This is a genomic window from Candidatus Thermoplasmatota archaeon (assembly GCA_038884455.1).
Taxonomy (GTDB): domain Archaea; phylum Thermoplasmatota; class E2; order DHVEG-1; family DHVEG-1; genus JAWABU01.
In genome coordinates, this window is record JAWABU010000005.1 from 1 (window position 1) to 19,680 (window position 19,680).

Below are 19,680 nucleotides of genomic sequence, written 5' to 3' on the forward strand. Positions count from 1 at the left end.
GAAATCATATTGAGCAGTGGTATAATCAGTATAAAGCTCGTGTGAAACGCTTCTGGAAGCGTTTTCCACATCGTAGCTCTTTACAGAGTATTAATCAATGGTCTATTGCTTGGACTGGTTTGTATAATCTTCTCTTGGAGGTGTCTTAAGTTGACAGTCTCTGGTGGGACAATCGATATATTTAAATGCACCATGAGCTATAATTATCATTATATTTTAAGGGGTCGTATATGAAGAAATGTTGGTTATTTCTAATGTGTATCTTGTGTACGAGTGGATTCATGATTTCATCTTTAGGTGCGCATAAACAAGAACTGTCATCTGGCAGTTGGGTTTCTTCAGGGTATGTACTTCAGTGGCAGCAGAGTTATGGTTCAAATCCTGGTTTCGGCGCCCGCTATGAGGGACCACAGCCGATAGGTGATGCTGATAATGATGGAAAAAACGAGTTGATTATCGGAGGACGTGATCAACGCTTAAGAATTATGAAATGGAATGATGCTGTTGGAACCTATGACGAGGTTGAGACGATTTTTTGTCCATTCTATCCGTTCTATCAGATGGATCCTGGTGGTTTTGCAATAGGTGATGTGACCAATGATGGAACCAATGAGATTGCTGCAACGTGGGGAACTGCAGTGTATAGATACATCCTCGGGAATTATCGATTTCTTGGTTGGAATCCATGGATTTTCCGACATGGTGGAGGAAGTGCTGATTGTATCATTGGCGATATTACCAACGATGGAAAAAACGAGTTGATTGTTACTGGCGGCGGTTTTCATGGGCAAGTTCCTGAGGTTGTCGTATTCCGCTGGATTGGTTTTCGACTCTTCAAAATAGCGGTATGGGATGATCCTGGTGTTGATGGATACGTGTACATGCCTGGTCTTGGTGATATCGATGGTGATGGTGAAAACGAGCTTGCGGTAGCATCTGCGAATAAACTTGTTGTTCTTGATTGGAACAAAGCAACAAAACAGTTTGATGCAACCATTGTAAAACAGTATATGGGGCAGAATGGTGGTCCCTTTGGCTGTGTCTGTAAAGATGCTGATAGCGATGGGAACAATGAAATTCTCCTTAGCTTTTATGCACCACGAATTTCGATTTTTAAATGGAATGGAACAGCATATCATCAACAGTTTGATCTTCAATGGCCTGGTGGAGAGCCAGTGATTGAAGGAATCGATATCGGAGATACGGATTCGGATGGATTTAATGAGGTATGTGCAGGTGCAGGGGTCACACATATTCTGCAGTGGAATGGTGAAACCTATGTGGAAGAGGCAGTTCTTCCCACGTGGGGATGGATCGCAGTGTTAAACATTGGTGATTGCGACAACGATGGGAACAACGAGATCAGCATCGGCAATGTCGCAATTGATGCCGGACAAGAGTTCATGCAGTGGGTTTACAAGTTTTCATCAGGATAGCTGGGAGATCTCACATGTCACGCGTATATGTGGATTCTGCTTGAAGTTGATATTCTTCTCTTGGAGGAGTTGCTGTTTTTTCTGTGATGTATTCCATAAATATAATAAACTCATTTGATATTGTTACCTAAAAAAATTTGAGTATAATATTATGGGATAGATATGAAAGGGCGAGGCATTGGTTTCGGAAAGGCGATACTCTTTAACGAACATTTTGTTGTCTATGGAATACCTTCGATTGTGTCGGCAATTGGGAACTATACGGTTGCTCGAATTGAACCATGGGAAAAACCTGAAGTTCACTTGGTTGATAACCGACCGGCGACACCACGATATAAAGAGGAGAAAAGGGACCAGCAGCAAGATTCGTTGCGAAGAATACTTGCAAAGATGAATATTGATCCGAAAAAACATGGTTTCCAGGTTATCCTTGAGGGGAATCTTGTTGCAGCTAGTGGTATTGGTGCAAGTGCAGCATCCTGCGTTGCAATTGCTCGTGCATTATCAAGTTATTTTGATTTACATCTTTCTGATGAAGAGATTAACGATGTTGCATTTGAAGGGGAAAAAGGATATCATGGGACGCCATCTGGTGTTGATAATACTGCATCAACCTATGGTGGTTTGATTTGGTTCCAAAAAGGTGAACCAAATGTTATTGATCGGATTAGTATCTCTGCACCAGTAGAAGTGGTGATCGCTGATACCGGAAAAGTTGCAAATACCCAGGCAGCTGTTGCCGGAGTTCGTGAGCGGAAAGAAAAGAACCCTGCGAAGTACAAAGAAATTTTCGACCGGGCAGAGAACATTACCTACCTTGCAAAACGAGCTTTACAGGAAGAGGATTATAAAGGTCTTGGGAAGTTGATGAATGAGAATCATAAGTTGTTACAGCAGATTGAAGTATCAAGTCGAGAGCTTGATTTTCTTGTCAGTATAGCACGGGAGTACGGAGCATATGGTGCAAAGTTAACTGGTGGTGGTCTTGGTGGAAATATGATTGCACTCACACCAGGAAGAGATCTGCAGAAAAAAGTTGCAAATGCGATTGAAAAAGAAGGATTTCAAACACTCCAAACCGTGATCGGAGCAGTTGGGGAGGAATAAGAGAACTATGAATCTTCGGGATTTTCTGAAACATCTTGAACATCAGAATAAATTGATCCGTGTTAAGAAACCAGTTTCCGTAGAGTATGAGATTGCGAATGTTATTCATGGGTTTAACGAACAACCGATTCTTTTTGAACAGGTGAAAGGGTATCGTTTTCCTGTTTTTGCAGGCATTACGTCAAATCGAGATATTATTGCTGAGGCGCTTGGAACAACCAAAGATCAACTTCTCATGCGACTGGTGAACGCATTACGTCATCCTGTTGAACCTAAGCTTGTTGACAAAGCACCCTGTCAAGAAGTGGTTATAAAAAATCCAGATCTTGATCAGCTTCCGTTGCTGCTGCATCTACCTGGTGATGGCGGACGGTATGCCACAGCAACAGTTTCAACCATTAAAGATCCTGATACCGGGCGGAATGTTGCGTATCATCGATTGATGCAACGAGGGAAAAACAGATTCACCGCTCGGCTTATTAAAGGCCGTCAGACTCGGACGACGTATGATAAGACCGATGGTGATTTGGAGATGGCGGTCTGCATTGGGAATTCAGTTGCGGTGATGCTTGCAGCATCGCTCGGTCCACCGTCTGGTGTTGATGAGTTTTCCATTGCGAATGCGCTTGATCCGATGGAGATGGTGAAATGTAAGACAAAAGATCTTGAAGTTCCTGCATTGTCAGAGATTGTTCTTGAAGGTCGTCTCACGAAAGAGGTTGACAAAGAAGGACCGTTTCTTGATTTAACGGAAACACGGGATTTCGAACGGCAAGAACCTGTATTTGTCGTGGATTGTATCACCCATCGAAAAGATGCAATGTACCAGGCGTTGATTCCTGGTCGTTTTGAACACAAAGTTCTCATGGGGATGCCCAAAGAGCCGACGATTTATGATGAGGTGAGTAAGGTTGTAACATGTAAGAATGTGTTGATAACGCTTGGCGGTGGTTCTTGGCTTCATGGTATTGTTCAGATCGAAAAAAAACATCCTGATGATGGAAAAAAAGCAATCGAAGCAGCTTTTGAAGGTCATAAGAGTATGAAGCATGTTGTGATTGTTGATGATGATGTTGATATTTATAATCCAGTTGCTGTTGAATGGGCGATCGCAACCCGTTTCCAAGGGGATCGTGATTTGATTGTGAAATCTGATCAACCCGGCAGTTCACTGGATCCTTCCTCAAAGCAGGAACCTGGGAAAAAAGCACTCACCGCAAAGGTTGGTGTTGATGCAACGATTCCTACTGGTATTGAGAAGAGTAAGTATGAGATTGTTCGATATAAAAAAGTTGATGTGAATGCCTACCTGCGGTGAAGGAAAATATCTAGTTACTCTGGAGCGGAAACAAATTGGTGAGGATCTTGTTTTTTTTCTTTTTGGTGGAGAAAAACCACATATCGGTGGCGTGGTGATCTGCGAACCGGGTAAAAAGCCACATGTAGTATCTTTTAACGGGCATTATGATCATCGGGTGTTAGAGCCAGTTGCTACTGCAGCATGTGCGAAGTATAAGACGCGAGTAGTTGTTCTTGGCGGCATCCATATTGATCATGCTACACAACAAGAGATTGATCAGGTGGTTTCTAACTGCAATCAGCTGATCAATACGATTTAACGTTTTTTTGCTTTCGATGGTTCACTGTGTGGTTTCTGGTGATGTGAGTAAAACCCAAATGTTTATGAGTTGGGTACATATGTCCTGTGGGTAAGAGTAATGACGGTTCATCAGGGCTATGCTCTCTTAAGCGTGTATGATAAGCGAGGAATTACTGAATTTGCAGAACAATTGACTCATTGTGGTATTACTATTGTTACAACCGGTGGAACTGCAGCGGTGTTAAAAAAAGCAGGTATTTCTTTTGTTGAGGTTTCACAGCTCACTGGCTTTCCTGAGATGCTTGATGGTCGTGTGAAAACGTTGCATCCGGTGATTCATGCAGGGATTTTAGCACGTCGTGAAGATAAAAACCATATGGAAACATTGCATCGACAGAAGATTCATCCGATTGATTATGTTGTCTGTAATTTGTATCCATTTGAGCAGACAATCCAAAAACCCCAAGTGAGTCTTTTTGATGTTATTGAAAACATTGATATCGGTGGCCCAACGTTGATTCGAGCTGCAGCAAAAAATTATCCTGATGTGGTCGTACTGACGAATCCATCGCAGTATGCGGAGGTAGTTGCTGCCTTACGCGACGGTAAAAATATCAGTCTTGAACAGCGGAAACGTTTTGCTATTGAAGCATATGCACATACTGCGCAGTATGATACGATCATTGCTACGTATTTGCGTGGTTTATGGAGTGAGGAGATACTTCCTGATACTTTTTCAGTGACGATGCGGAAGGTTCAGGAGCTTCGATATGGAGAAAATCCGCATCAGAAAGCAGCATTTTACAAAGCAGTACCTGAGGTACATGAACCCTGTATTGTGAATGCAAAACAACTTCATGGAAAAGAACTGTCATATAACAATATTCTTGATGCCGACTGTGCTCTTGAATGCGTCAAAGAATTTACAATGCCCTCCTGTGTGATTATTAAACATGCGACTCCGTGTGGAATTGCATGTGCATCAACGTTGAAACAGGCATGGCTTGATGCATTTGCAACTGATACGTATTCACCATTTGGTGGCATTGTTGCATTTAACCGAGAGGTTGGAAAAGAGCTTGCCATGGAACTTTCAAAACAGTTTCTTGAGGTTATTATTGCACCGAATTACAGTCCTGATGCAGTACATATTCTTTCTCAGAAGAAAAATGTACGACTCTTAAAGGTAGAAAACATTGATCATTTTGAACAACGGAAAGGGTTGCAACTCCGAAGTGTTGTAGGGGGGTTTCTTGTCCAAGAGCGAGATGTTTGGTTTTCTGAGTTAAAAAACTGGAAAACGGTTACGAAACTACAACCAGATGAAAAAACGCTTGAGACTATGATGTTTGCAGTGAAATGTGTGAAACATGTAAAATCAAACTCAGTTCTTTTTGCAAAGGATACGAGAACTGTTGCAATTGGGGGTGGTCAGACTTCTCGGGTTGATGCAACATGGATTGCGACACACAAGGGTAAGGAGAATATTCAAGGGTCAGTGATGGCTAGCGATGCATTTTTCCCGTTTCGAGATGCGGTTGATGTCGCTGCACAAGCAGGTGTTCGAGCTATTGTTCAGCCTGGTGGAAGTATCAGGGATGACGAGGTTATTCAAGCGGCAGATGAACATAATCTGATCATGGTGTTTACTGGACAGCGGTACTTTAGACATTGATTGAAAACCAATGCTGGTTTTGTATCCAAATTTTTTTATCCTCTAGCTTGATATGTCAGCAGATGAAATTTCATATGAGTCATCGTGATGGTGCTGCGCGAATTGGTAACATCATGATTTCTGAACAGCAGGTTACAACACCAACGATTGTGTTCGTTGAGACGTCTCGATGTAGATCTCCTGTTTTTGCTGATATTATAGTGACTAAAGAGCCGGGGAAGAAACCTGATGGGAAACCAAGGTTGCTTCTTGATCAGAGTTTATTTACCACAGCTCTTAATCCTGAGGAAGAATCTGTATCAAGTTCTTTGTTTTTTCCCTCTGATGTTTCAGCTGAGCTGCATCGGTATGCATATGAATATACCAAACAGCATAGCACCCAGCCGTACTGTGTTATACCTGCGAATCTCGAATGTCTTGATTTGTTTACGAACAATAATCATGTGGTTCTCTGGATTGTTGCTGGTGCGCGACAGGCATTTCTCCGGGTTGAGTTATTTGTTTTTTTCCTTTTGAAACTTCGGGAGCAGGTCGGATATGAAAAAATCGTATATTTACCTTCGTTAGGAGAGCCAAGGAATCTTGCTTTACTGTCGTATATGGGTGTTGATTTGTTTGATTCGATGGCCGCATTTCTCAACGCACGGAATAATATTTTTCTTTTTCCGACAGGAAATATTCAAAAGGACCTGCTTCGTGAAGTGCCGTGTAGTTGTCCAGCATGTACCACTGCGCATCACGATCCACAGCAGATGGATTCTGATGACATCCTTCTGCATAATTATTCTGTGATGGTTCAGGAGATCTGTTTAATTCGACATGCGATTCTTCAGGGAAATCTACGAGATCTGGTTGAACAACGAGTACGGAGTAGTCCTCATCAAGCTGCGATTCTCCGAGTTCTTGATGCTGAGAAGTACTCTTTTTTTGAAGAGCGAATGCCAATTACCAGAAAGACGGTTCTTTGTGCCACAACCAAAGATGCTCTGCACAGACCTGAGATCCGTCGTTTTCAGGAGCGATTACTTTCTCGTTATGCTAAGCCATCAAGTGCTAAAATTCTTTTATTGTTACCCTGTTCAGCGCGAAAGCCGTACTCATTTTCACCTTCGCACCGGCGATTCCAAAGCGTTCTACAGCAGGTGGAAAACTCTGCATGTATTCATGAAGTGATGGTAACTTCACCATTGGGTCTCGTTCCTCGAGAGTTAGAGCTTGTGTATCCTGCTGCTCGGTATGATATTGCTGTTACAGGGGTATGGGATGAAGATGAAAAGAAGATGATTCAGGAACTTCTCCAGCAGTATCTCGAAAAAAACAGATATGATGCTGTCTTTATTCATCTTCCGAAGGTTATGCAAGAGTTTCTTGGTGAGGTACTTCCTGATTCAACGGTAACATGTGTTGATGATCCCTCCTCTGAGAAATCTTTACAAAAACTTTTTTCGATATTGAGTAGTTTTTCAAGTGGTAAATCGGTGTGTGATCTGCGAAAAAGAATCATTGAAAATCTGTACAGTCTTGCTTTATATCAGTTTGATCAGAAGATTACTGACCGATTATTCAGTGGTGTTGAGGTTCGAGGAAAATATCCTTTCTATAAACTTATGCATCATAGCCGGCAACTTGGTATGCTCACGCAGGAACGAGGATTGTTGTCGCTCACTTTAGAAGGAGCAATGCATATTGGCACATGGGATCATTACTGGGTTGATATCTTTGATGATTTTCCGTTAAAAGGATCGGTATTTGCACCAGGAGTTGAACATGCAGATCCGTTAATACGGGTAGGCGATGAGGTTGTCATCCGACGAGATCATAGGGTTTGTGGTGTTGGTGTTGCAGTGATGAACGGGGTTGAGATGGTACAACTTTCGCATGGTGAAGCTGTAAAATTGCGGCATCATTGTTGATCTGTTTGTTTCATGGTGTTTTGTTTGCCGCAGTATGGGCAAACGAGAATTGAGATTTCAGCAACCGGTTGGGTACCTTCAGCCCACAGCGAGACCGACTCATTGCAATCACTACAGGTGAATGTAATTCGTGCAGATTTTTTCTCAGGTATTTCAGCGGTTATAACTGTTGGTTTTTTTGGGATGCGACCAAGATAGCCGCAGTCAGGGCAGGTGAGCAGGAATTCTTTTTTGTTGTTCTTTTTTGACTTTTTTACTGCAAAGATGCCATAGCATTTCGGACATTTGAAATGATGGAGGTTTCCTTTGAGTGTCTTTTCGAATTCTTCGACAATGTTTTTTTCTTCCTTTGGTTTTTGTTGCCGAATGGTGACGGAGATCATTATGATGAGCAGAATGATGAGAATACTGTATATCACCATGATTTCGAGCATCCATCCTTGGTTGGTGATAATATCAAAAAGTGATATGAGGAATACAGCGATTCCAAGGAAAAGGAATGCAAGGATTGCCGGTTTTTGTTTCTGGATCATTGTTTCATCCTCCGTAGGCCAAACCAGACAAGGATCATAAGAAAACCAAACAGAATCACTGATGCTATAAGATAGTTGATATGTTCAAGAATTCGTTCATTGATCGTACCAAACAGTGTGTTTTTTTCTTGTGGATTTGTTCCTTGTTGATATTCTTCAAGATTGGTGTATCCATCGTTATCAAGATCACCTGATGCATCAGTTGGATCTCGAGGATTCAAACCATAGAGCATCTCCCACGTATCAGACATACCATCGCTATCGGTATCATTGAGATCCTGGGTGATCCAGAATTCTTGGTCAGGGGTTTGTCGTCGATTTCCAATAGTATCTTCAGCGGTTATCCGGTATCGATATCGACCTTGCTTGGTGAAATTCAGGGAGATGCTATAAGTATGTGAGTCTTTTTGTTGGTCAAGGGTATGATTCTCGTACGTGCTATCTGGAAATTGTAGGTGTATCCAAACGGAGGAGATATTGTTGATATCTGTGACGATACAGCTCATTGTCAGAGGTTTTCCAACAAGTTGTACTGAGGGGTGTACACCGTAGTAGTCAAACACCGGTGGTGTTGTATCTTCAACGATTTCAAAAGAACTGTTTTTCCAGCTTTTTTTCACTGCAGCTGAAGCATCAGTTGCAAGGATTGAAATGTTATAGATTCCAAGGATTTTGGTGTGTGTAAAAATATAGGTATATTGATTGTTTGAGGATGCATTGAGGATTTTTGTGTACCTCGTGTTTTCTGGGTTTTTGATACGTATAGTTACATTTCGGATACCAGAAGCATCGGTGATCTGTGCGGTGATGGTTACTTTTTGGCCACGTTCGTAGGTACCAAGAGGTGTGAGGAGAATCACTGGTGCAAGATTTTCGGTTTTATTCACTTTCAGCCGATAGGAGAAAAATGCTTTACTATTATTTTCTAGGTAGTAATCAGGTTTGAGGGAAGTAGCAAGGACTTTGAACCCGACAATCCATTCCCCGGTTTGACCATAGTGTGCAGAAGGCCAATTGAGTGTGATGTTTTTTGTCTCATTGATTGCAAGGGTAATCAGAGTACTGTTTTTAACTGAAGAGTAGTACATGATATTTTGGGTGTTTTGTTCCAGGTAGAGATTTACGGTGTAGTTGACTGCTTTTCCACGTCCTGAGTTTTTAATATTTGCTGAGAGTGGAACTGGTGTTTCTTCTTGGAATATTGTTGGTGGTACATAGATACTCACGATCCCAAGATCCGGTGTTCCTTCAATGGAAAGTGATGCTGATTTGTTGTTGTTATTGTTGTTTGACTCTGGTATTTTGTTTAACGGGTCAACGTATACTGATACTGTATAGGTTCCTTTGGTTGCGGCGTACCAGGTGAAAGAAACCGTATTTGATCCTTTCGAGAGATTGACTTTTGGTTTTGAGCTTACTTTGTTGTACACACCGTTGATATACACAGAAATGTTGACATTATTAACCGAGGCATTCCGTGCGGTGATCTGGATTGTGATGAGGATGGTGTTCCCCTCATAGATGGGTGAATCTTGCGGGAATTCAGATGAAAAACGGATGTTTTCAAGGATCAAGTCAGGGTAGCCAACATAGAAACGTATCCGGAGAATTTCGGTTTGATATCCTGCATGGTCAAAACCAAGGAGTTCTAACGTCCAGTTTCCTTTTTGAGCTGGTGAAAAGGTTTCAATGGTCTTCCAGGTGAGAGAATTTGTGGTCGTGAGCGGTTTCGAATGATCAAAGTTTCCTTCTTTGGAGAAACGAGCAGTAGCATTGTTGGCATATGCTGTACTGCTCATGTTGATGTAGAGTTTTTGATTAGGAATATAAAACGTGTTGATAGTCTGGAGTTGTTCGAACCACCATCCTTCAGCTGAACCTTTGAATTGAACACTTGGGTTTCCTGAGGGTTGCATAAAAGGCAGTTCAGGGAGCACCGATCGAACGCCTGGGTTTTCTTTGACGTCGAAGTAGAGGTAGTAATATGCAGGAGCGGTTATTTGCCAGATGAGAGTTCCTTGAGCATTGGTTACATTATGATATGAATTGGTTTTATTAAAAGAGACATTGGTGATGAGGCTATGCATTGAACCATTTTCGTTGTATCTAATGATTCGAATTGAGGTATTATCAAAGGTTTTATTGACGACGCCAAGATTTTTCAGAAGTTGGGTAAAATTCACTGCTACTGAGAGATTACCTGTTCCTGCGATGTTGTAGAATTGTCGGTAATGCCAGCTAGTATTCCACCAGGTAAGCCGGCTTGCGTCTACAGATACACTACGAATTTTTTGATTGTTGTTTTCATCATATTCTTCGATGATATTGTTCGGATCGACCCGTATTTTGAGTTCATAGGGTCCGAATCGATGTGGTATCCATGCAAATGAGAGATTTATGTGTGTTCCTCGAGCTAGCCCTTCGATGATTTGATGTTGTTTGATGGTGTTGTTAACGTAAAATGATACATTGATTTGTTTTGTGGTGTTTTTTCCAAGATTCGTGACTTGTATGAAAAGTGATAGTTGTTCACCAACCCGTGGTTTTCCTGAAAGAAAAATATCGCTGCTGAAGGTGAGATCAGTGTCTCGCTCGCGGACATCCATGATTTGTTCATAGATATTGTTGTTTTCGTCAAGCTCCTGAAGTGTATTCTGAGGATCTATAACGATTCTGATATTTCGTTGGGTTGTGGCTCCTAGGGTTGCGGTCCATGAGAGATTCAAATATCGGATCCCGTCGAGAGGCAATTCTTGAGAATAACTACTGGTTGCAACGGTAGTTCCATCAACAAGGAGTGCGTTTGTAATGATCGTTCCTGTGGTAATATTTTTTGTTCCTATGTTTTTGATGCGAACCGTGATGCTGACAAGATTGCCTTCAATAACGGTGGTTGGAGCGTCAACCGAATATATGATGAGATCAGGCAGTGTTTCAGCTGGAGTAGAGGTACCGCTCATATTTACGAAGAAAAAGAAACTGAAGATGATGCAGATCAGCTTTCTTGGAAAACAGGAACCTCGTTTGTTTGTCATAAGGTATACCACCTACTTTTTGGTGATTTTTGCTATATATCATCTAGAATTATATATAAATATTTGTTTACAATTTTAAGCATTTTTTATGCTATATCAGTATGGAAGCATTTCAGGTTGACTATCTCCAGGTGGTTTGTGTGTATTGTTTGCTAAGACTCGAAAAAAGATTTCGATGTTGAGGCGACGGCGGGGTGTACACCGTATAGTTTTGTTCAGACACATAAGGTACTATGATACATGAAGGATGCTGGGTATCAATGTACAGCGTGTTTTCTGCAATACGATACGTCGTATTTTGATACATTGCATCATTGGTGTTTGGGTTTGCTAGAAATCGCGGATAGTTGGATGAAGAGATTGCAATGCGGATCTGATGACCGGTATTCCAGATATAGGAAATACTCCATAAATCAACAGTTATTTCGTAAATCTCTCCAGGTTGCATAAATTCCCAGTGGTCAAAACCATGTCGATTGCGCATACGCAGAATACCATCAGTGATGAGCATGGACCGACCATCAGGATAAACATCAGTGAGTTTAACGGTGAAATCAGTGTCAGGACAATCTGAGGAGACAAACAATTTTGCTTGAATTGGACCGGTTACCTCGTAGGGCTGGTCGAGGACCGGGCTGGTGAACACGAGGACATCGTCACGCTGTTCAACCTCTCGTTGATCATAGGGACCAGCTGGGAGATTCAGGTTACGCCCTCCTCGTGTTGGGACCGGGTTGGTAGGATTATACTGGTAGGTTTTTGGTGGGGCATCTCCTGGAGGTTGTTGTTTGAGTGTTCCATCTCCGTGGAGGTACCAGGTGTGCTGTGTTGCGGGGATCGGCCAGATATCTGAGAACCGCCATTCGTTACCTGGTGCAGAGGCATTGGTAACATCTCCCATGACGTAGTAGGTTACTGCTGGCCAGTTTTCAAAACCTGTGTTTTTTCCCATGGTGTACATCTTGGTCATATTCCAAAAAAGTTCAGCAGAAAAGGTATCAATTGCGTTCGGTGGATATCTGAGTTCCCCTTGGATCCGTGAGTATGAACCGCTATGAGTCCATGGCCCGATGATAAGTTTTGATTTTCCTTGAGCTCCAGATCCACCATAGTATTGATATCCCATGAAACCGTCGATTGTTCCTTGGGTGAAACAGTCATACCAGCCGCCGATGTGAATTGCAGGAACGTTGATATCCTGCCAGTTATCTGCAAGTGATACGTTCGTCCAGTAATCTAAGGTGTAGTTTTCATGAGCGAGGAGTTCTGGGATGATATAACCACTTCCTTGACTGTTGAGCCAACCTTCTACTAATGCTTTTTGAAATTGTCCACCAGGATAAATCGCATGTTTGTACAGATCCGGGGTTGCCACTTGGATATATTGGCATGCAAGACTTGGCGGATTCTCACCGGCCATAAGATACTGAATAATGCCAAGTGCTGAGCCGCCGAATGTTGCAATCTTCTTATTTGACCAGGTTTGGTTTGAGATCCAAAGAAGTGTATCGTACCCATCATAGTGATCGTTTTTGAATACGGTGTCTTTCCCTTCTGAATTGAACCGCCCTCTGACATCTTGAATGATCATTGGCCAGCCTTTCAAAGCAACCAGGGACCCAAACATTCCTAAGCTCTGTTTGTTGTAGGGTGTTCGGATGAGGATCGAACCGTGTGGTTCGTTACGCTGTGTTCTTCTCACATAGACGTCGGTTGCCAGGTGGACACCATCACGCATTTCTACCATGTAGCTTGTTGGTTTGATGCATCCTGATGAAAAAAGAGTGGTGAGTATCACACAGCCACATAGTCCAAAGAATACTATTTTTTTGAGAGAATTATTCAAGATGTATACCTCCGTATTAACTATTTGATAACAAGGTTTGCTGATTTAAATATTTTCTATCTTTAGTGCATCAACAGGATGTGGGGGGGACAGGTTATCATCGATGCAGTGTTGTTTTCGAATCAAATTTTTTCCTGCATGAATAAATATCTTGAAAGATCCTGCTGTTGCCTACTGGATTTTTTGATATTTATTTCGTAGGAACAAATGATTCACTGTTAGAAAACCAAGCATTGTCCCAAGAAGAATACCAACTAAGGAAAAAATCTTCTCAACAATAGAGGATGATTCCATATTTTGAAGAGCAATGCCACAAATCATGATCGTAGCTACACCGATAATATACTGGACATATGTATCAATCCGTGATTTTTTCGCAGATTGTTTCTGTGTTGATTTTGATGATGAAGCTTGAACCAACAACTGGCAATGATCACAGTACCATTGTTTACTCTGTGGCATCAATCGAAGTGGTGAATCACACTCAGAACAATGAGGATGATGATAAATAGCTGGTTTTGTCTTTGTTTTTCCAATCTGCCCAAGTAATGGTGACCGAATACTTCGTTTTAAAAGAAACGGACTAATAAGAGAACTAATGATAATTAATAGCAAGGTTGATATCTTGATCTGATTTGCAAGGATCCCATTTGGCTCGCCAAAAATATGATTATCAATCCCCGTGGTTACGATAATCAATGCAACACCCATCACCGGCATCATACCAATACCTACACTGATGGAATCACGACGGTTTAATCCTGCAAGACGAGCACCTACAGATCCTCCAAGAAAATTTGAAACAAGACCAGTTATTACAAAAGCAACAATAAAAAAGATTAATGAACTTAGATCTGCAGCTTCAAATAAATACCAAAAATTAAACGTGGCTCCAACCCAGACGAAAAACAGTGGTATAAAAAAGGCATACCCGATAGTTTTTATAAATTCACAGAGTTGATGTTCACGATGTGTTTTTCTGATAAAAAGACCTGCGATAAAAGCACCGATGATCGCGGTGATACCAAGATTTTCAGCAAATGCTGCAAACAAAAAACAAATGATCAAACCAAACATTAAAACGACGGCAGGGCTTTTTTCAGCAATCTTTGTTTTCTTGAGAAAATGACCAATGATAACACCAAGAGAGATCGTACAACTAAAAAAGAGAAGAATCTGAACAACTAAACCCCACGAGTTTCCTGTTCGAAAAACCAACGCAAAAATAATCATTGCAAGGATATCATTTACCACAATTGCTGTATTTAACGTTAAACCAATCCGTGTCGACAACATATCAATATCTGTAAGAATCCGGATAGCTATTGTTGCTGATGTTGCAAGAAGGATAGTTCCAAGTGCCATACTTTGCAGGAGATCTAGTGAAAAAAATAGCCCGACGATTGTTCCAAAACAAAAAGGAATAATTACACCAAATAAACCTGCAAGAATTCCTGATCTTTTTGTTTTTTTTAAATCAGAAATATTGGTTTCAAGGCCAACAATAAATAACAGAAATACAACGCCGATAAATGCAATTTCTTTAAACTCTTCTGAGGTGAGGTCAAGGGTGAATGTGATAAATGTTGTGTCGAAAAGTGTTATGGTTGATCCTGAGAGCGAGCCAAGCAAACTTGGACCAAGAATAATGCCGCCGATGATTTCTCCGATAACACCGGGTTGTTTGATTTTCTCAAAAAGAAAACCAAAACTTTTTGCACAAATAATCGCCAGCGCTATTTCAAGTAACATAGCTTGCATCCCGGATGTACCATAAATAAAAACTAGGTATATAAAATCTTATGAGTGCATACGAAAAACAGGAGATCAAAGACTTCAAAAAATGAAAATCTGTAAAATAAAAAATATTTATGAAAAATATTTATATATGTCTTGTAACATAGTTAATTATCAAGGGGGAGTTATAATACTTAAAAAAACAACCATTGCAAAAATAAGTGTAACAATTCTGTTTTTTTTCTTAATTTCGGGTCCAGCTGTCAGCTCGACTCTTGCGGTGAGAAATTCCTTTCAACCAACGACCATGAAACTTTTTTCTCACTTCAGTAAAACGCGTTTATCGACCATAGGATCAAACGTTTGGGAGGATACCTTTGAGGATACCACAAAAATTGATTTCACACCACCAGGTGAAGGGATCACAGATAATATCATTGTTTCAGATGGAAAAGTCACCATGCAAAACACAATTCCAGCATGGACCGATCCGACCTTCACAAAAATGAAGTCGATCCTTCTGAACAACCCTGGACCCCAACGTCAAAACCATGTCATCAAACTTAGTATCTCTTATGATTCAGATATGCAACCAGATTTTCGAGATATCAGATTCAAGCATCAACAAAACCCGACGACCTGGCTTGCGTATTGGATTGAATATAAAAATACAACTACTGCTATTGTTTGGGTTAAAATTATTACGCTTCCAGCAGGGCAAAGCATCTTGTATCTTTTCTATGGAAAACCTGATGCAACAAGCGCAAGCAACTTCAACAATGTTTTCTCAGGCTGGTCGAAGAAATGGACCAATGACATCCAAATATCAAATCAACCTAGTTCTCAGAGTGCAGAAGATGCTGATGTCGCCTATGGAAACAACCGGTATCTCGTCTGTTGGGATGAAGGAACAACCTCACCCCCCTACTATCGCGGTATCGAAGGTAAAATCTTTGATTCTGAGGGAAACGTTGTTGTCAACACCTTTGTCATCCAAGAGAACCCTGGAAGTCCCTATCGGTATGAAAACCCGTCGGCAGCCTATGGTGGAGGTCGTTTTTTCGTTGCTTACAATTATTTTGCCACTCCAATTGATCCTTCATCGCAAGACGTTCATGCACGACTTGTGAGTACTCAGGGAACCATCATTGGATCAGAAATTATCGTCAGCAGTCAAACCAACCGTCAAATGAACCCCCATGTTTCTTTTGACAGTGTCAATAATCGATTCTGTGTTATCTGGCAGGATGCACGAAACGGTGTTACTGATTATAACCTGTATGCCAAGCTCTACGACACTTCTGGTACTCAAATTGGTGGTGAGAAGACAATCTGTAGTTTAACAAACAGCCAGCTTGAACCATGGTCAGCATTTGATCCGATCACCCGGCGGTATCTGATTGTTTGGGAAGATGGCGTTGACGCATCATCAGGTCCTTTTGATATCTACGCAGGGTTATTTGATAGTAATCTGAATTTAATTGGAAACTATATCCTTGTTGCTGATGGGACAACCTCGGTTGATTATAATTGGCCCGCAGTTGGTTTTTCTGAAACCACGAAACGGTATCTTGTTGCATGGAGTCAAAGTGATATCAGTTCTGGTGATTACTACGGAAACATCTGGGGGAAGATCTATGATGCGAATGGAAATCTTGTCGTCAACACCTTTCAAATAGCAGCAGGTGAGTATGTTCGAACTGATGTGCAGCCATTTCTGAGCAGCTCCTATCTTGTCACCTATGATAGCGGGAATAAAATCTATGGGAAACTTATCGGCCCGAATGGTGAACTCATTACCAGTGAGATTCAAATCTGCTCCAGCAGCGGTCTTGCAAATTGGGCAAACACTGCCGGTGATCTCTCTAAAGTCTTTGTCGGGTGGGAGGATAAACGTCTCTCATCGACATATAAATATATTTTTGGAAACATACTCAATCTCACCACTCGTATCGCACCAGACATCACGTATACTTTTGGTGATGAACAAACCGTTATTCTAACTGCACATGTCACCTCGATTCCTATACAGCCTGCTGAACTTAATACCTGGAGATCATTCGCTGCGGTTTTTTCAGGAAGTATTACTTACGATATACTCGATGGAATTACAGGGTCTCTCCTCATCCAAGCAATTCCCTCTGGTGGTTCCCTTGAAAGCCTTACCGCGTCGTCGATTCGTTTGAAAGCGACCTTGACGAGAGCAGCACCATCTACGTCACCTGCACTTGACACTTGGAATGTCACTTGGCAGATCAACAGCCCTCCGAACATTCCTAGTGCCCCCTCTCCCTCGAATGGTGCGCCACGCGTTGGTTTCACACCGGTTCTCTCATGGATTGGCGGAGATCCAGATGTTGGTGATACGGTGACTTATGATGTATATTTTGGATCAGTTAATCCTCCGCCGAAACAGGTAAGTAATCAAACCGGAACTACATATACTCCTGGTCTTCTCAATCAAGGAACAACCTATTACTGGAGGATTGTTGCTTGGGATGATCATCAAGCATCAGCAAGTGGTGATACTTGGTTTTTTACAACGAACTATCCTCCCTATCAACCAAGCAATCCGTTTCCCTTACATCATGCAACCGATATTGATGTCAATGTGGTGGTATCATGGATTGGCGGAGATCCAGATGTTGGTGATACGGTGACTTATGATGTATATTTTGGATCAGTTAATCCTCCGCCGAAACAGGTAAGTAATCAAACCGGAACTACGTATACTCCTGGAACATTGCAGTACCTGACGACATATTATTGGAAAGTCGTTGCATGGGATGCACTGGGATGTTCTACATCAAGTGTTGTGTGGGATTTTACCACGTTGTACGTTCCAAATAATCCGCCATACCAACCGAGTAACCCACTGCCAAACCATCATGCTGAAGGTGTTGCAATCACCACAGATCTCAACTGGTCTGGAGGAGATCCCGATCCCTACGATACGGTTTCGTATGATGTGTACTTTGGAACGACGAATCCTCCACCGTTACTCGTTATCCGTCATCCATTCAATACGTATGATCTTGGTATCCTCATGTATAATACAACCTATTATTGGAAAATCGTTGCATGGGATAACCGCGGCGCTTCAACAACGGGGCCGTTGTGGGATTTTACTACTGTTGAAGAACTCAACCTTCCACCGTATCTTCCTTCAGATCCAAACCCTCCAAATCATGCTGACAATGTAAGTATTACCATCAGTCTTTCTTGGACTGGTGGTGATCCAAATCAAGCAGACACGGTTACGTATGATGTGTATTTTGGATCAGTTAATCCTCCGCCGAAAAAAGTCAGTAACAGTACTACCTCTCAGTATGCACCAGGGATACTCGCCTATGAAACAGTCTATTATTGGAGAGTTATCGCTTGGGATTCCCATCAGCTTTCGACAGTAGGCGCTCTTTGGGATTTCACTACCGAGTCATTTATTAACTACCCGCCAAGCAAACCAACTAACCCTCAACCCAGTGATGGTGCAACTAATGTTTCCCCTCCGGTGACGCTAAGCTGGAGTGCAGATGATCCAAACCCTGATGATACCGTACTGTTTGATCTGTATTTTGGTACGAGCATGCCCATGCAAAAAATTGCAAGCAACCTTACCCAATCATCATATCAACTTGGGCTCGTAGCATATAATACCACCTATTATTGGAAGATTTTCTGTAAAGATATTCACGGTGCAGTTACCGAGGGGGACACCTGGCGGTTTACTACGCTGCGAGACCCCAATCCTCCAAGTATTACCATCAAAAAACCGGAAAATGCTCTCTATATCATGAATAAAAAGATACTCTCATTTCCAGTGCCATGTATCATTGGAACTATTGATGTTGATGTAGAAGTTACTGATCAAGAATCAGGTGTAGATCGAGTTGAATTCTACCTCGATGGTATCCTTCAGCAAACCAGTACTACACCGCCGTATCGCTGGACATGGTCGGCACGATCCTTTTTCTTCTACTACATAACTATAGTTGCTTATGATGTGAATAACAATAGTAGAACCTCCGAAGTCAAAGTATGGAAATTCTTCTAAAAACAATCGTTTCTTTAAATTTTGTTTTGATTCAGCGGTAGCTGTTCCTATTTTTTTGTGTGAAAACATTTTCATAATTTACTAATATTTCACTCACAATTGTCCATGCAGGAACCATCTCTTGGTAGAGTGATACCACCGTATCAGCTAGATCATGAAGATTACAACGAAATGATCCTTTTGGAAAACCACCAATGATACATACCAACTCCTGTTTTTTTTGTTTTTTGAGTTCTTTAAAAATTAGAGGTAGTTGAATCTCATGATTTCCTGTGTCAAAGCCAAGAACTACGTCTGCCGGATATCTTTTCAAAATTTTTTGGATTGTGTAGTCTTTTTCTATGGTAAGTAATGGATTTTGCTCATCAGGTACACACTGTTTTTCAAAGAGTTGTTCAATAAGTCCAACAAAACGATCATAGTTTTTAATTACTCGGGTGCTCGGATTAATCGATATCAACTCATCGTTTCGTGTATGGATTAACACTCTGAGCATATTTTTTTTATTAAGAATTGAATCTAAAGCAACTAACAAGCAGGTATGAACAATGTCAGGTCGTCCACGCTGCTCAGCATCAGGTAGCGCCCACATCGCATTATGGTGCAAGCTAGAATCAAGAATGATCTCAGATGGCTTCTTGTTTCGCCGCCTTGCAGTTGCAACAACTACTGGATGAGACCATAGTTCTTCAGGAACCAGTTCCAATGCTGCTTCGGCAATCAAGAGATGTAGCATAGCTCCTC

Annotated in this window: 11 protein-coding genes and 1 pseudogene; 7 read left to right on the top strand and 5 right to left on the bottom strand. The window is 41.6% G+C overall.

Translation table 11 applies throughout. The features are described from left to right. The first annotated feature begins 281 nt into the window (after window positions 1-281). From QXL17_01575 to arcS, 6 genes are all read left to right on the top strand, one after another. Window positions 282-1,436: a VCBS repeat-containing protein gene (locus QXL17_01575; GenBank protein ID MEM4257826.1), complete on the top strand. Its 1,155-nt coding sequence runs from the start codon at window positions 282-284 to the stop codon at window positions 1,434-1,436. Window positions 1,437-1,598: 162 nt separating this feature from the next. Further along, window positions 1,599-2,543: a mevalonate kinase gene (gene mvk / locus QXL17_01580; protein MEM4257827.1), complete on the top strand. Its 945-nt coding sequence runs from the start codon at window positions 1,599-1,601 to the stop codon at window positions 2,541-2,543. A 7-nt stretch (window positions 2,544-2,550) separates the two neighbouring features. Next, window positions 2,551-3,861: a UbiD family decarboxylase gene (locus tag QXL17_01585; protein MEM4257828.1), complete on the top strand. Its 1,311-nt coding sequence runs from the start codon at window positions 2,551-2,553 to the stop codon at window positions 3,859-3,861. Then, window positions 3,845-4,162: a hypothetical protein gene (locus QXL17_01590; protein ID MEM4257829.1), complete on the top strand. Its 318-nt coding sequence runs from the start codon at window positions 3,845-3,847 to the stop codon at window positions 4,160-4,162. The genes QXL17_01585 and QXL17_01590 overlap by 17 nt, the downstream gene beginning before the upstream one ends. Before the next feature lie 99 nt (window positions 4,163-4,261). Continuing rightward, window positions 4,262-5,818: a bifunctional phosphoribosylaminoimidazolecarboxamide formyltransferase/IMP cyclohydrolase gene (gene purH, locus QXL17_01595; protein ID MEM4257830.1), complete on the top strand. Its 1,557-nt coding sequence runs from the start codon at window positions 4,262-4,264 to the stop codon at window positions 5,816-5,818. Between the two features lie 62 nt (window positions 5,819-5,880). Then, on the top strand, window positions 5,881-7,731 hold the full coding sequence (arcS, locus tag QXL17_01600) for an archaeosine synthase subunit alpha (GenBank protein ID MEM4257831.1): 1,851 nt from the start codon (window positions 5,881-5,883) through the stop codon (window positions 7,729-7,731). On the opposite strand, the gene QXL17_01605 is transcribed toward arcS, so the two are convergent. From QXL17_01605 to QXL17_01620, 4 genes and pseudogenes are all read right to left on the bottom strand, one after another. Then, window positions 7,722-8,264, bottom strand: a complete 543-nt coding sequence (locus tag QXL17_01605) for a hypothetical protein (GenBank protein ID MEM4257832.1) — start codon at window positions 8,262-8,264, stop codon at window positions 7,722-7,724. The two genes, arcS and QXL17_01605, sit on opposite strands and share 10 nt — an antisense overlap. Window positions 8,265-9,256: 992 nt before the next feature. Further along, window positions 9,257-11,299, bottom strand: a pseudogene (locus tag QXL17_01610) (CARDB domain-containing protein). Window positions 11,300-11,420: 121 nt separating this feature from the next. After that, the gene (locus QXL17_01615; protein MEM4257833.1) at window positions 11,421-13,145 is read right to left on the bottom strand and encodes a CocE/NonD family hydrolase; all 1,725 of its coding nucleotides are present in this window, start codon (window positions 13,143-13,145) and stop codon (window positions 11,421-11,423) included. Between the two features lie 171 nt (window positions 13,146-13,316). Then, window positions 13,317-14,897 carry a cation:proton antiporter gene (locus QXL17_01620; protein ID MEM4257834.1) on the bottom strand — a complete coding sequence of 527 codons (1,581 nt, stop codon included), beginning with the start codon at window positions 14,895-14,897 and terminating at the stop codon, window positions 13,317-13,319. Between the two features lie 136 nt (window positions 14,898-15,033). Here QXL17_01620 and QXL17_01625 point away from each other — a divergent pair, with 136 nt between their 5' ends. Beyond that, window positions 15,034-18,936, top strand: coding sequence for a DUF2341 domain-containing protein (locus tag QXL17_01625; protein MEM4257835.1), 3,903 nt, complete (start codon window positions 15,034-15,036; stop codon window positions 18,934-18,936). Between the two features lie 31 nt (window positions 18,937-18,967). On the opposite strand, the gene QXL17_01630 is transcribed toward QXL17_01625, so the two are convergent. Beyond that, the gene (locus QXL17_01630; protein MEM4257836.1) at window positions 18,968-19,672 is read right to left on the bottom strand and encodes a 16S rRNA methyltransferase; all 705 of its coding nucleotides are present in this window, start codon (window positions 19,670-19,672) and stop codon (window positions 18,968-18,970) included. Window positions 19,673-19,680 lie beyond the last annotated feature (8 nt).